This is a genomic window from Streptomyces sp. NPDC020958 (assembly GCF_055562175.1).
This window is the reverse complement of the sequence record NZ_JBVHFU010000005.1, coordinates 202204-216325: the sequence shown is the minus strand read 5'-3', so window position 1 is coordinate 216325 and position 14122 is coordinate 202204. Positions and strand designations below refer to the sequence as shown.

The window sequence follows — 14122 nt, the reverse complement described above, 5'->3', positions numbered from 1 at the left end:
CTTGCCTACTGCTTACCGCACAGCGAGACGACCTTCTGCTCATCCTCCGAGAGGGTGGGGCCGGGGCTGGGGGTCGCTGAGGGGGACGGGGACGGTGACGCCGTGGAGGACGCCGAGTGCGAAGGGCTTGGCGAGGCCTTGGACGTGAGAGAGGTCTTGGTGGTTCCCGTGGTGCCGCCGGCCTCGCCCTGGCCGGTCTTGGTGCCGGTCTTGGAGCTGGCCTTGGAGGCGGCCGCGGTGCGCTCCGACTCCTTCTTGCAGGCGGACGCCTGTACGGCCAGTTCCTGGACCTTGGACTGGGCGTCCTTGAGACCGCCCTCGGCGATGGTGGCCTTGACCTGCTTCTGCTGGTAGGGCGGCAGGTACTTGAGTTCGATCTCGGGGTGGTCGGTCTCGACCTTCGACAGCGACACCCAGGCCAGGTCCTGGCTGATGCCCTGGTACAGCGCCACGTGCTCGCCGTTGGCGCCGACGTAGTACTGCGTCTGCGTCCAGCGCCAGCCGCCGTACAGGCCTCCGCCGACGACGGCGAGGGCGAGGGCGCCGAAGAAGGATCTCTTCAGCCACTTGCGGCCCTTGCGGGGCTTCACGAAGTCGTCGTCGGTGTAGTCGCCGAAGCTGCCGGACGGGGCGTAGCCGGTGGTGTCGCCGGAGCCGGGCGGGCCGAACTCGCCGCCCCCGCCCTGACCGTGGCCCTGCCTGCCGAGGTTGGCGGCGCGGCCCGCCGGGGTCTGCATGAAGCCGTTGTCGTGCAGGTGCTGCTGGTTCTCCGCGACGGCGCCGACCACGACCGGGGTGTCGGAGAGCTGGCCGGCGAGGGTGTCGCCGGTGTCCAGGTCGAGGACGTCCGCGATGATGACGGTGATGTTGTCGGGGCCGCCGCCGCGCAGCGCGAGCTGGATCAGCTCCTGCACGGTCTCCTGCGGGCCCTGGTAGCTGGCGAGTGTCTCCTCCAGGGTCTGGTGGGAGACGACCCCGGAGAGTCCGTCGGAGCAGATGAGGTAGCGGTCCCCGGCGCGCACCTCGCGGATGGAGAGGTCGGGCTCGACGTGTTCGCCGCTGCCCAGCGCGCGCATCAGCAGCGAGCGCTGCGGGTGGGTGGTGGCTTCCTCTTCGGTGATCCGGCCCTCGTCGACGAGCCGCTGCACCCAGGTGTGGTCCTGGGTGATCTGGGTGAGCAGGCCGTCGCGCAGCAGGTACGCACGGGAGTCGCCGACGTGCACGAGGCCGAGTCGCTGGCCGGTCCACAGCAGGGCGGTGAGGGTGGTGCCCATGCCCTCCAGCTGCGGGTCCTCCTCCACCATGGCGCGCAGCTGGTCGTTGGCGCGCTGCACGGCGTGGCCGAGGGAGGTGAGGATGTCGGAGCCGGGGACGTCGTCGTCGAGCGTGACGAGGGTGGAGATCACCTCGGAGGAGGCGACCTCGCCGGCGGCCTGGCCGCCCATGCCGTCGGCGATGGCGAGCAGCCGGGGACCGGCGTAGCCGGAGTCCTCGTTGCCCTCCCGGATCATGCCTTTGTGCGATCCGGCGGCGAAGCGCAGTGACAGACTCATGCGCACCTCGCCCGTCGGCTCCGGGTACATCCGCACGGTGCCCACCCTCCGGTCGGGAGCGCGCAAAGGACCGGCGTCCGGTCCGCCGCTGCGTGCTCGCTCCGCTCGCGCCTAATCATGATGTAGCACTACTTCCGCAGCTCGATGACGGTTTTCCCGATGCGGATCGGGGCGCCCAGCGGGATCGGCGTGGGAGTCGTCAGCCGGGAGCGGTCCAGGTACGTGCCGTTGGTGGAGCCGAGGTCCTCGACGATCCACTGTCCGTCGCGGTCCGGGTAGATCCTGGCATGGCGGCTGGAGGCGTAGTCGTCGTCCAGCACGATCGTCGAGTCGTGGGCGCGGCCCAGGGTGATGGTCTGCCCCTGGAGCGCGACCGTCGTCCCGGTCAGGGTGCCTTCGCTGACGACCAGCTTGCTCGGGGCGTTGCGCCGGCGGCCGCCGCCCGCGGGCTGCTGGCCGCGCTGCTGCGGGGGCGCGGCCTGCTGTCGGGCGGCGGGCTGCTGCCGGCGTCCTTCTTCCCTACGCGATCCGCGCTGGGTGACGCGCGTACCGAACAGGTCGCTGCGGATGACCTGCACGGCCACGATCACGAACAGCCACAGTACGGCCAGGAAACCCAGCCGCATGACCGTGAGGGTCAGCTCTGACATTGCCCCCGCTTCACCCTTCGGCTTGCCGGTAAATGATGGTGGTGCTGCCCACGACGATCCGCGAGCCGTCGCGGAGCGTAGCGCGGGTGGTGTGCTGCCCGTCCACCACGATGCCGTTGGTGGACCCGAGATCCTGGATCGTCGAGGGCGTTCCGGTCCGGATCTCGCAGTGCCGGCGGGAGACGCCGGGGTCGTCGATCCGCACGTCGGCCTCGGTGCTGCGGCCCAGCACGAGTGTCGCGCGGGAGATCTGGTGGCGGGTGCCGTTGATCTCGATCCAGTAGCGGGTACGGGAGCCGGGCGCCGGGGCGCCGACGGGTCCCGAGGGTCCGGCGGGCCGCTGGCCGGCGGGCTGGGTCGGCTGTGGGTAGCCGTAGCCGCCGGGGCGCTGCGGGGCGCCGGGCGGCGGCGCGCTCGGCATCGGCGGGGCGGCCGCGCCGGCCGGCGGGTAGCCGTAGCCGCCCGGTCGCTGCGGGGCGCCGCCCGCGGGAGCGCGGTCCGGGGCCTGCTGGTTGCTGGAGGAGGCGAGGGTGCGGCTGCGCACCCGGTACAGGCCGGTGTCGAGGTCGTCGGCCTTCTCCAGGTGGACCTTGATCGGCCCCATGAAGGTGTAGCGCTGCTGCTTGGCGTAGTCGCGGACCATCCCGGCGAGCTCGTCGCCGAGCTGCCCGGAGTAGGGGCTGAGCCGCTCGAAGTCGGGGGCGCTCAGCTCCACGATGAAGTCGTTGGGTACGACGGTCCGGTCCCGGTTCCAGATGGTCGCGTTGTTGTCGCACTCGCGCTGCAGCGCACCGGCGATCTCCACGGGCTGGACCTCGGACTTGAACACCTTTGCGAAGGTGCCGTTGACCAGACCTTCGAGACGCTGCTCGAACTTCTTCAGGACTCCCACAGGGCACCTCCTCTGTCGCCTTGCCCGTACTGCCTGCCGTGACCGCTGCCGCTCACTGATCGTATCTACGCGCCCGGCAATCAGCCGGTTCCCCGAGCGACCCCTCTTCGAACCGCTCGGCGCGCTTCTCCCGTCGAGGATCGGCGCTCCTTCTTCCCAGGATCGTAGAGGTGGCCCATGACCAGTGTCCCGCACCTGACTGTGGACCCGATCCGTCTCCTGGGCAGATGACGTGGACCGGTACGAGGTTGATACGTGAACGCCGACCGCCCGGTACGTGATCCTGGTGGTCACGGTGATCACCAGGTGAGCGCTGCCCAGAGACAAGGGATGTGAACCCACCCTGTCCCACGTGCTAGTGTTCTCGATGTCGGAAGGGGCCAGCCCGAAGGAAACAACGGGTCTGAAGCCGGAAGACACACCCAATGCGCGGGTGGCGGAATAGGCAGACGCGCTGGATTCAGGTTCCAGTGCCCGCAAGGGCGTGGGGGTTCAACTCCCCCCTCGCGCACAGATGGAACGAGCGGCATCGTGATCACGATGCCGCTCGTTCCGTTTTCTGCTCGTTCCGTTTCCTGTGGGAAAGAACACGAAGACCGCCGACGGCTTGGAGCCGTCGGCGGTCTGGTCTGTGAGGAAGGTCTCAGGGCGCGGGCGCCGGTGCCGTCGCTGCAGCGCACCGGTCAGCGGGTGACCATGACCGCGTCCAGGTGCACGGTGGAGCGTCCCGGCGCGCTGCCGGCCAGCACCTTCAGCTGCGCCTTGTGCGTGGTGATCCGCGTACCGAGGGTGTACGTGAACACCACCTTCCGGTGTCCCGTCGTCGAGGCGTAGGTGTTCACCGTGCCCACCGTGACCCCGTCCACCACGACCGCGAAACGGCCGCCGCCGGACGTGCGGGTCGCGACGATCCGCAGCTTGGTGCCGTCCGCCGTGAAGGAGGCCGAGGCCCCCTTCGTGGCGGAGACCCGCTCGGTTCCGGACCAGGCGGCAGCCACCGACGCCTTGCCCCATGTCCCGTGGAAGGCGAGCGCCGAGGACCGGTCGTCGACGGGGATGCCGCTGGTGACGGCCGCTGTCCAGGGTCCGGTCTGTCCGGCGTCGTCATGGGCGCGTACGGAGAAGCGGTAGGTCAGACCCGGCTGCGGCGTCACCGGGCTGCCGGAGGAGCCGAAGCTGCCGGACTTCGTCGTGGTGCGGCTGCGCCAGGTCTTGAGCGGACCGAGCGTCCAGGCACCCGTGCTGCCGCGGGTGGCGACCCGCCAGCCGACGTCGTACGACGTCACGCCCGCCGTCTTCGCCGCCCAGCTCACCGGGATCACGGCACGGGTCGAGGCGTCGCTGGCCAGGGCGGGGGCGGTGACGGTCGCGGCGGGGGCGGTCCTGCGCAGGGCGACCGCGCCGGTGACGCCGGCCGCGGGCACGCCGGTGGCCGTGTCCTTGACGGCCAGGGTCCAGGTGTAGGCGCCTTCCGCGGCCGTGCCGCCCGCGTCGTTCTTGCCGTTCCAGACCGGGGCGACCGTGCCGCCGGAGGCTGTTCCGGACAGGGTGCGTACCCGCGTGGTACCGGAACTGAGGGTGAGTGTCCAGGTAACCGGCCGGTTGTACGCCCAGACCGGGGCCCAGGTGTCGGACGAGCCGTCGCCGTTGGGGCTGAACCCGGCCGGGACGGAGGCGGAGGCGGAGGTGACCGAGGGAGCCCCGGCCCACACCGCGTGGGTGACGCCGTCGTCGTCCAGCCGCGCCGCCCAGGGTGCCTCGCGGTCCACCGCCCACCGCTGCGCGGCAGCGGTGTCGGCCCGCTCCGGAAGGACGAACAGGGCGCGCGCGGTGGCTCCGCTCACGCCCAGGACCTGGGCGTTCAGCGTGACGCTCGTCGCGGTGTCCTTGGTGAACGTGTACAGGACCCCGGTGCCGAGGACCGGTGCCAGCACGGAGGCGTCCACCGTCGTACGGGCGGTGGTGCCCGTCTTCATGAGCAGGCCCTGGGAGGCGGATCCGCAGGTGGTGAGGAGGATCCAGGCGCCGCGCACCTGGAGGCTTCCCGGCCGGCAGTCCACGGTGGTGACCGTGGACGTGGTTCCGGCGGTCAGATCGGTGCGCCGGATCGACCAGCCGGAGGTCGCCTCCTTCACCGAGGTGTAGAGGGCGCCGCCGTACAGGGCCGAGCCTGCGGGCACCCGCTCGCTCGCGCCGGTGGCCACGGTGTAGAGCAGAAGGGTGCCGTTACGGGCGGTGGTCTGGTCGGACAGCAGGAAGTGGCCGCCGTCGAAGTCCACGACCTGGTCTCCGGAGGTGTCGCTCAGCTGGAGCGGCACACCGGTCGGCGTCCCCTTGTCGTACACCTCGTAGGCGTTGCCCTGCTCGACGAGTACACGGTTCCCGGCGGCGGCCAGCGTCTGGTGCACGATGCCGGTCCGGTAGGCCAGGACGCGTGACGGCGCCGTGGCCGAGGCGCCGGACGGGCCGACCGCGAGGCCGGAGGAGAGCAGCACACCGGTACGGCGGGAGGAGTCGTCGGCGGTGTAGAGGGTTCCGCCGGACAGGGCCAGGGCGTCCAGCCGGGCGGGACCGGCCGGGAGGGTGGAGGCGTCGCCGTCGGCGGTGGACACCCTGCCGTCGCGCAGGGTCTGGACGGCGGCGTCCACGTCGGGCCGGTACAGCGCCGCGCGCATCCTGCCGTCGTCGCCCACGGAGATGTCCCGGAACGTGCCGTCGAGGTCGGCCGCGGGGGTGGAGCCGTCCCGGGACATCGCGTACAGCTCGTTGCCGTCCGCGCTCCACGCGTACCAGGCCAGGGTGTCGTCGCTGATCCAGCGGGCCTTGTCGGTGGGCAGGGTGACGGCCGCGGGGCCCGCGTCGGGCGCGGAGCGCCGCCACTCGGTCAGCGTGGCACCGTCGACGACCCCGACGTGGGAGGGGGTGAACTCGAGTCCCTGCGGCAGCTCGTCGGTGTCGGGCTCGGCGACGGTGACGGTCGCGCCGGTGGCGAAGTCGACGTACTCGATCCGGTGGCCCCAGCCGGGCGCGGTGCGCCGCAGTACCAGGGCCCCCTCGGCGTCCGAGGCCAGCACCTCGTACTGCTCGTCGTCGGAGAGCAGCACGCGGTCGCCCTGGGCGGTGCGCAGCACGAGGCGCACGCGGTACGCCGAATCGGCGTCGGTGTAGGCCTGCTGTACGAGGATGCCGTCCCCGGCCTGGGCCCGGTACCGCTCGTCGCCCGGGGCGCCCGAGCCGTCGTAGGCGACAGCCAGGGTCTCCTGCTGGTCGGTGTCGAGGTGCCGCAGGGTCACGTGGTCGGCGAGGGCGCCGTTCGGATTCGTCGAGGTGGCGACGGCCACCACCGAGTGCTGGACGGAGACCGTGCGGACGGAGACACCCTCGCTGTCGTCGGCCAGCGCCCCCAGATCCTGCGGGGTGCCTCCGGAGACGGAGAGCCAGCCGTGCGGCCGGGTGTCGGAGGAGGTCTTCTGCTCCCAGACGACCGACTGTTCCGACCCGGACACCTCACCGACCAGCGGCGCGGACGTGCTCCGGGCCGGCAGCGAGGCCGTCACCCCGGAGGTGGCCGAGGCGGTGGGGACGAAGGCGACGGTCCCGGCGAAGGCCACCGAACCGGCGATACCCATCGATACCCAGCGACGACGTCTGTGCGATGACATTGAGTCGCATTCCTCTCGAACATGAGAGCGGGATCATCGCATACGCGCAGGACACGGGGGTGAACAGAACGACTACGCCTCTGCCGACGACGGGCGGCGGGCTGCCGCAGGCAGCGGTGGGCGAGTACGCCGGGGGATTCGGTCCCCGCAGGGACCCGCAGGTGCGCGGAGTTGTCCACAGGGTCTGACGGGCTCCGGCGGTCGCCTGTACCGTCTGCACGAGTTGATGTTCGAGGATGTGCCGATCGGCGTACGGGGGAGGCGGTCGACGTGACCGGACGGGAAGAGCTGACGACGGTCGGGACACGTGTGCTGCCCTCGCCGAAGGGCTTCGCGCAGTGGCCGCCGAAGGGTTCCCCCAAGGCGGAGGGCAAGGCGTTGCGTACGGCGGTGCCGCGCGCCGCCCACGCCGCCCTGGACCTGGACGGCTCCCGGCCTGACGCGGTGAGCGCGGTCGAGGAGTCCAACCGGGACCGCATCCCGGAGCTGGTCCCGATAAGGGTCGGAAGGATGGCGGCGTCCCCGTTCGCGTTCCTGCGCGGCTCGGCCGGGCTGATGGCGTACGACCTGGCCCGCACCCCGATGACCAGGATCGCCACCCAGATCTGCGGTGACGCCCACGCGGCGAACTTCGGTCTGTACGGCGACCCACGAGGCGATCTCGTCATCGACCTGAACGACTTCGACGAGACGGTGCTCGGCCCCTGGGAGTGGGACCTCAAGCGGCTCGCCGCCTCCCTGGTGCTGGCCGGCCGGGAGGCGGGCGCCGACGAGGACACGTGCCGCAAGGCGGCGGGCGACGCGGCCGGCGCCTACCGCCGCACCATGCGTCTGCTGGCCAAGCTTCCGGTGCTGGACGCGTGGAACGCCATCGCGGACGAGGAACTGGTCTCGCACTCCGACGCCCACGACATGCTGGGCACCCTGCGCCGGGTCTCGGAGAAGGCCCGCGCCAACACCAGCGGCCGGTTCGCGGCCCGCGCCACCGAGCCCACCGAGGACGGCGGCCGCCGGTTCGTGGACGCCGCTCCGGTACTGCGCCGGGTCGCGGACGCGGAGGCGGCGGCCGTCACCGCGGCCCTGGAGCACTACGTCGGCACGCTCTCCGAAGACCGGCACCCGTTGCTCGCCCGGCACACCCCGCACGACGTCGCCTTCCGGATCGTGGGCACCGGAAGCGTCGGCACCCGGTCCTACGTCGTCCTCCTCCTCGACCACCGCGGCGAGCCGCTGATCCTCCAGGTCAAGGAGGCCCGTCCGTCCGCGCTCGTACCGCATCTCGCCACGGCCGGGTTCGAGGCGCCGGCCGTCGAGCACGAGGGCCGCCGGGTGGTCCTCGGGCAGAAGCGGATGCAGGTGGTCAGCGACATCCTGCTCGGCTGGACGACGGTGGCGGGGCGCCCCTTCCAGGTCCGGCAGTTCCGCAACCGCAAGGGCAGCGTCGACCCGGCCGCCCTGTCCCCCGACCAGATCGACGACTACGGCCGGATGACCGGCGCCCTGCTGGCCCGCGCCCACTCGCACAGCGTGGACCCGCGCCTGATCGCCGGCTACTGCGGCAAGAGCGAGGAGCTGGACGAGGCGATCGCCGCGTTCGCGGTCACCTACGCCGATCTGACGGAGGCGGACCACGAGCACCTGGTGGCCGCGGTGCGGGCGGGACGCATCGCGGCGGAGCAGGGCGTGTGAACCGCGGGGCCGGGGCGGATCGTGGCGGAACCCGGGGGTGGACGGCACGACGAGGACCTGGTCGTCCGCTGCACGGGCGTCTCCCGTTTTTCCAGGCGGCCGTCCTGGGCGTCCGGTGCCGGGGCGGCAGGGCAGCCGGTGAGCTCAGGTCGGCATCCTGGTCGTGGCCTGCGCGGACCTGGCCGCCGAGTGGGTCCCGGCCACCGTCGGCGGCGACAGGCCCTAGTCTGGTCGGGTGACGACCCCGGAAGCTGAGCAGTCCCAGGCACCGCGGCCCGAGGAGCGCCTGGAGCGGGCCGTGCGGGCCGCCGAGCAGGCGTTGATCGAGTACGAGATCGCGGTCGAGACCTTCCGTGTCGAGGTCGAGAACTTCTCCCGCCTGCACGAGCAGAAACTCGGCCCGCTCTACCTGCGCCTCGAGGAACTGGACGCACGGATCGCCGAGGCCAGGGCCGCCCGCACCGGCGACCCCGAGGACCTCCGCGCCGCCGAGGAGGCCCGCGCCCGGGTCATGCCCATCCCCGGCGTCGAGGAACTGCTGCACGGCTGGATGGACGGCGACGGCCTGTTCCCGGAGGCCGTCTCGATGCTCACCGAGCAGGAGGTACGGCCTCCGCAGCGGGTGCGGCCCAGCGAGGAGGCCCGCCGGCTCTACCGCGAGCTGGCCCGCAAGGCCCACCCCGACCTGGCACAGGAGCCGGCCGAGCAGGAGCGCCGCGAGGAGTTCCTCAGCCGGGTCAACGCGGCCTACGCCCGCGGTGACGAGGCCCTGCTGCGGGAGCTGGCCGAGGAGTGGGCGGCCGGTCCGGTCCCGCCGGAGCGCCGGCCCAGCCGCGCGGAGGAGCTGTACGCCCGCCTCGAATGGCTCTCCCAGCGCAAGGAGCTGCTCGCCCTGGTCGCCAAGGAGCTGGAGGACGGACCCATCGCCGGTCTGCTCCGGCTGGCCCCCGACGACCCGGACAGCCTCCTCGACGAGATCGGCGAGCGGCTCCGCAAGGACCTGGCCGAGCGCGAGGCCGAGCTGGCCACGCTGCTCATACAGGAGTAGCGGCCGGGCGGGAGCAGTGGCCGGGCGGGAGTGGCGGTCTGGCGGGAGTGGTCGGGTAGCGTCGGGGGCATGAACTTCGCAGCGCGTGTGCCCACGGTCGGGGTCTCGGACCTCAAGGACGGCGACTTCCTGCTGGACGTCCGCGAGGACGACGAGTGGCAGGCGGGCCACGCCGCGGGCGCCCTGCACATCCCGATCAGCGAGTTCGTGGCCCGTTACGGCGAGCTGACCGAGGCCGCCCCCCAGGACGGCCGCGTCCACGTCATCTGCCGCTCCGGAGGCCGCTCGGCGCAGGTCACGATGTACCTGGTCCAGCAGGGCGTCGACGCGGTGAACGTGGACGGCGGCATGCAGGTGTGGCAGGCGGCCGGCCGGAAGGTCGTGACGGACACGGGCGAAGAGGGTTTCGTCCTCTAGCGCTCGTCCAGCGCTCCTCGTCCAGCGCTCCTCGTCCAGCGCTCCTCGGCTGGCGCTGGTCCTCTGGCGCCCGGGTTCTGGCGCTGGTCCTGCGTGCCGCTCCGGGCCGGAGCGGCACGCAAGGGGCCGTCGGACTGCCGCTAACCCAGGGGATGTGCGGCCAGCAGGTCTCCCAGCGCCTCCTCATGGGCCCCCGAGCCCCCGAGCGCCAGCTCGAGCTGCTTCGCCCAGGCGTGGTACCGGTGCAGCACGTACTCGGTGTCGGCCCCGAACCCCCCGTGCAGGTGCTGCGCGGTCTGCACCACCCGCCGCACCCCCTCCGCCGCCCAGATCTTCGCCACGGCCACATCCCCGGCCAGCGGCAGGGTCCCGGCCGCCCCCGACGCGATCCGCCACGCCGCCTGCCACAGCGTCGCCTCCATCGCGCGCAGGTCGATGTACCGGTCGGCGGTCTGCACGGCCACCGCCTGGAACGTGGCGATCGGATGCCCGAACTGCTCACGCTTCCCGGTGTACTCGCTGGTCAGCCGCAGCACCCGGTCACCCACCCCGAGCGCCAGCGCGCACGTCCCGGTCGCGAGCAGCTCCCGCAGCCACTCCCAGGCCCCCGACTGCTCCAGCACCTCCCGGGCGGCGACCCGCACCGACTCCAGCCGGAGCTCACCGAGCCGCTCCCCGCTGGTCGACACCTGCTCGGCGAGCGTGACCCCGTCCGCGCCGGGCGCCACCAGCGCCAGCACGCTCCGGTCGGTGCCGGTGTGCGCGGGGACGACGACGAGATCGGCGTCGTGGGCCCACGGCACCGAGGTCTGCACCCCGTCCAGCACCCACTCGGTACCGTCCCGCCGTGCGGTCACCGCCCGTTCGGCCGCGTCGTGCCCGGTGCGTCCGCTCGCGGCGACGGTCAGCACCGGGTCGCCCCGTCCCGCACGCGGCAGCAGCCGCCCTCTCAACTCCTCGTCCCCATAGGCCTGTACGGCCGCCAGGGCCGCGCTGTGTTCCAGCAACGGCACGCGCGCCAGCACCTTCGCCGACTCCCGCAGCACCAGGCACAGTGCGATGGCGTCCAGGCCGGCCCCGCCGTACTCCGCGCCGGGCAGCAGGCTCAGCAGATCCGCGGCCGCCAGCCTGTCCCACAGTTCCCGGTCGAAGCCCTCGGCCACGGCACCGGTGGTCAGCGCGGGGCTCGGCACCGCGTCCGGTGCCACCGCGGCGAACACCCCGCGTGCCGCCTCGGCCGCCGCCAACTGCTCCTCGGTGAAGGTGAAGTCCACGGTCCTGTCCTCCCGGCGGTGTGCTGAACTGACGGTCCGTCAAGATAGAACAGGTTCTAGAAGAAGGGAACCGAAAACCCCTGCGACCTCCGGCTCGTCCCGTCGTACGCTGTCGGCCGCTGTCCGCCGACGGGGACGGACGCACGAGGGAGGACGCCATGGGGATCCGAAGCCTGACCCGGACCGAGGCCGAGCGCCGGGCCGCGCTGATCTCGGTCGACCGGTACGACGTGGACATCGACCTCACCGCGCTGCCCGGGGGACCGGAGATCAGCGCCGTCTCCACCATCACGTTCACCTGCTCCGAGCCGGGCGCGGAGACCTTCGTCGACTGCGCGGCGGAGGTCCGCGCCGCCACCCTGAACGGCACCCCGCTCACCCCCTCCGGCGACGGCCGGATCCCGCTGCCCGGACTCGCCGCGCACAACGTGCTGCGCGTCGAGAGCGTCCAGGCCGACACCGCCACCGGTGAGGGCGTGCACAAGGCGACCGACCCGGCCGACGGCGAGGTCTACGTCTGGACGAGCTTCGAACCCGACGAGGCCCGGTTCGCCTGGGCCTGCTTCGACCAGCCCGACCTCAAGGCCCCGCACGCCTTCACCGTCACCGCGCCCGCCGCCTGGACCGTGCTCAGCAACTCCGGCGGTCCGCGCGTCGAGGAGCAGGGCGCCGCCCGCCGCTGGACCTTCCCGGACACCCCGCCGCTGTCCACGTACAACACCGTCGTCAACGCGGGCCCCTTCCACGGCATCCGCCGCGAGGCGGACGGCCACGACCTCGGCGTCTACGCCCGCCGCTCGCTCGCCGACGTCCTCGAACGCGACGCCGACGAGATCTTCACCCTCACCCGGCAGGGCCTCGCCTTCTACGCCGAGGCCTTCGCGATGCCGTTCCCGCAGCGCACCTACAACCAGGTGTTCATGCCGGAGTTCGGCGGCGCGATGGAGAACTACGGCTGCGTGACCTGGTCGGACGGGTTCCTGCGGCGGGCCGAGCCGACGCCCGCGGAGCGGGAGCTGCTCGCGGTCGTGCTGCTGCACGAGATGGCGCACATGTGGTTCGGCAACATCGTCACCATGCGCTGGTGGGACGACCTCTGGCTGAACGAGGCCTTCGCCGAGTTCGCCTGCCACTGGGCCGCCGAGGGCGCCACCCGCTACACCGACGCCTGGGCGGGCCACCTCGCCGGCGACAAGCTCAAGGCCTACCTCTCCGACCAGGGGCCGGTCTCGCACCCGATCCACCAGCCCATCCACGACGTCGCCCAGGCCGCGTCGATCTTCGACAACATCACCTACCCCAAGGGCGCCTCCGTCCTCCACCAGCTGATGACCTACGTCGGCGAGGACCGTTTCCGGACCGGTATGGCGGCCTACTTCGCCCGGCACGCCTGGGGCACCACCACCCTCCAGGACCTGATCGACGCGCTCTCCGAGGCCGGCGGCCGCGACCTGACCGGCTGGCGGAAGGCCTGGCTGGAGACGGCCGGCACCGACCGTTTCACGCTGGAGCACGACGGCGACACCGTCACCCTGGTCGCCGACGGAACCCCCCGCCCCCAGATCCTCGCGGTCGGCGCGTACGACCGGCAGGCCGGGGCACTGAAGCGCACCTCGCTCGTCCGCGTCGAGGTCACCGATGCCCGCACCCCGGTCGCCGGTCTCCCCGCCACCGCCGACCTCCTCCTCGTCAACGACGACGACCTCACCTTCGCCACCGCCCGCCCGTCCGCCGCCACCCGCGACACCCTCTTCCAAGCCGCCGCCCTGCTGCCCACGGCCATCTCCCGGGGCGTGGCCGCCGCCACCGTCTGGGACATGCTGACGGCCGGGGAGGCCACCGCGGCCGAGGCCGGGCGCAGCCTCACCGCGGTCCTCGCGGCCGAGACCTCCGACGCGGTGATCGAACCCTGTCTCAACCTCGCCACCACGATCGCCGAACTCTGGGCCCCGCCCGCCGAACGCCCCGCCCTGACCCGCGCGGTGGCCGCGGTGTGCCGACGGCTCGCGGCCGACCCGGGGCGCCGCCAGGTCGCCCTGCGCGGCCTCGCCCGCACCGCGGACGCCGAGGACCTGGCCTGGCTGCGCGACCAGGCCGGTGACGACGTCGACCTGCGCTGGCGCGCCCTGGTCCGGGAGGCCGAACTCGGCGGCGACACCTCCGCCGAGTCCGCCGCCCTGCTCGAACGCGACCCCGACCCCGAAGCCTGGGTCCGCGCCCTCACCGTCCGGGCGGCCGCCCCCGATCCCGCGGCGAAGGCCGAGGTCTGGCAGCGGCTGGCCGTGGACCGCGCGGTGCCCGTCCACGCGGTCTCCACGGTGGCGGCCGGCTTCTGGCGTCCCGGCCAGGATGCCCGGCTCGCCCTCTACGCCCAGCACTACCTGGACGCGGTCCCCGGCCTGGACCAGGGCGGCATGATTCCCGCGATGGTGTACGCATCCCAGCTCTTCCCCCTGTTCGCCGTCGACGCGGCCTACCTCGAGAAGGCCCAGCGGGCCGCCCGGCAGGCGGCCCCGGTGGTCCGCAACACCCTCCTGGAACGCGCGGACGCGGTCCGCCGGATGCTCCGGGCGCGGGCCGCCGCCGTCTGACGTCCGCGCCCCCATTCTCGACCGGAACGGCCTGCGGTGGCGGCCCTGTGGAAAACGTCCGCCGCGGCCTGTGGAAAAGCCGCGTACGCGATCCTGCCGACCGGACCGGACGCCGTTGACCACGCCGCTGACCTGCGGTGTCGTCGGACAGAGTGCTCCGCCGGGCCGTACCGGAGTGCCGATGGAGCACCCCGGAGTGGCGACGGCCACGTGTTCCGGCTCCCTCCCGGGGCTGCGCCCGGCGGCCGGTGCTGAGTACCGTTCCGTGCGAGTGCCGGGCGGCGGCACACGGGCGGCTGCGGACCGGCCGTCCGGACGACGAGGCGGGACCGGGGAACGGGGCGGC

General features: G+C 72.7%; 9 protein-coding genes and 1 tRNA gene. 5 read left to right on the top strand and 5 right to left on the bottom strand.

Annotated features, from left to right (window positions below; translation table 11 throughout):
* Positions 1 to 5 precede the first annotated feature (5 nt).
* The 3 genes from ACZ3KP_RS17930 to ACZ3KP_RS17920 form a co-directional block, all read right to left on the bottom strand.
* Complete coding sequence (locus ACZ3KP_RS17930; RefSeq protein WP_467500953.1) at positions 6 to 1583, bottom strand: Stp1/IreP family PP2C-type Ser/Thr phosphatase; 1578 nt, start codon at positions 1581 to 1583, stop codon at positions 6 to 8.
* Positions 1584 to 1681: 98 nt separating this feature from the next.
* The gene (locus ACZ3KP_RS17925) at positions 1682 to 2203 is read right to left on the bottom strand and encodes an FHA domain-containing protein FhaB/FipA (protein ID WP_132888381.1); all 522 of its coding nucleotides are present in this window, start codon (positions 2201 to 2203) and stop codon (positions 1682 to 1684) included.
* 10 nt (positions 2204 to 2213) lie between these two features.
* Positions 2214 to 3095, bottom strand: a complete 882-nt coding sequence (locus ACZ3KP_RS17920; protein WP_360561191.1) for a DUF3662 and FHA domain-containing protein — start codon at positions 3093 to 3095, stop codon at positions 2214 to 2216.
* Between the two features lie 427 nt (positions 3096 to 3522).
* On the opposite strand from ACZ3KP_RS17920, the gene ACZ3KP_RS17915 reads away from it, so the two are divergent.
* A tRNA-Leu gene (locus tag ACZ3KP_RS17915) sits at positions 3523 to 3606 on the top strand.
* A gap of 172 nt (positions 3607 to 3778) precedes the next feature.
* Here ACZ3KP_RS17915 and ACZ3KP_RS17910 read toward each other — a convergent pair.
* Positions 3779 to 6757: a hypothetical protein gene (locus ACZ3KP_RS17910; RefSeq protein ID WP_467500598.1), complete on the bottom strand. Its 2979-nt coding sequence runs from the start codon at positions 6755 to 6757 to the stop codon at positions 3779 to 3781.
* 270 nt (positions 6758 to 7027) lie between these two features.
* Between ACZ3KP_RS17910 and ACZ3KP_RS17905 the strand changes: the two genes are divergently transcribed.
* The 3 genes from ACZ3KP_RS17905 to ACZ3KP_RS17895 all read left to right on the top strand — a co-directional run bounded on the left by ACZ3KP_RS17905 (position 7028) and on the right by ACZ3KP_RS17895 (position 9911).
* On the top strand, positions 7028 to 8446 hold the full coding sequence (locus tag ACZ3KP_RS17905) for a DUF2252 domain-containing protein (protein ID WP_467500596.1): 1419 nt from the start codon (positions 7028 to 7030) through the stop codon (positions 8444 to 8446).
* Positions 8447 to 8681: 235 nt separating this feature from the next.
* Positions 8682 to 9494 (top strand): hypothetical protein, encoded by an 813-nt coding sequence (locus tag ACZ3KP_RS17900; protein WP_467500594.1) that lies wholly within the window; start codon positions 8682 to 8684, stop codon positions 9492 to 9494.
* Positions 9495 to 9581: 87 nt separating this feature from the next.
* On the top strand, positions 9582 to 9911 hold the full coding sequence (locus ACZ3KP_RS17895) for a rhodanese-like domain-containing protein (protein ID WP_358972155.1): 330 nt from the start codon (positions 9582 to 9584) through the stop codon (positions 9909 to 9911).
* A gap of 140 nt (positions 9912 to 10051) precedes the next feature.
* Here the strand turns inward: ACZ3KP_RS17895 and ACZ3KP_RS17890 are convergent, their stop codons facing one another.
* The gene (locus tag ACZ3KP_RS17890; protein ID WP_467500592.1) at positions 10052 to 11185 is read right to left on the bottom strand and encodes an acyl-CoA dehydrogenase family protein; all 1134 of its coding nucleotides are present in this window, start codon (positions 11183 to 11185) and stop codon (positions 10052 to 10054) included.
* A gap of 158 nt (positions 11186 to 11343) precedes the next feature.
* Between ACZ3KP_RS17890 and pepN the strand changes: the two genes are divergently transcribed.
* Positions 11344 to 13776: an aminopeptidase N gene (pepN, locus tag ACZ3KP_RS17885; RefSeq protein ID WP_467500590.1), complete on the top strand. Its 2433-nt coding sequence runs from the start codon at positions 11344 to 11346 to the stop codon at positions 13774 to 13776.
* Positions 13777 to 14122: the final 346 nt, after the last annotated feature.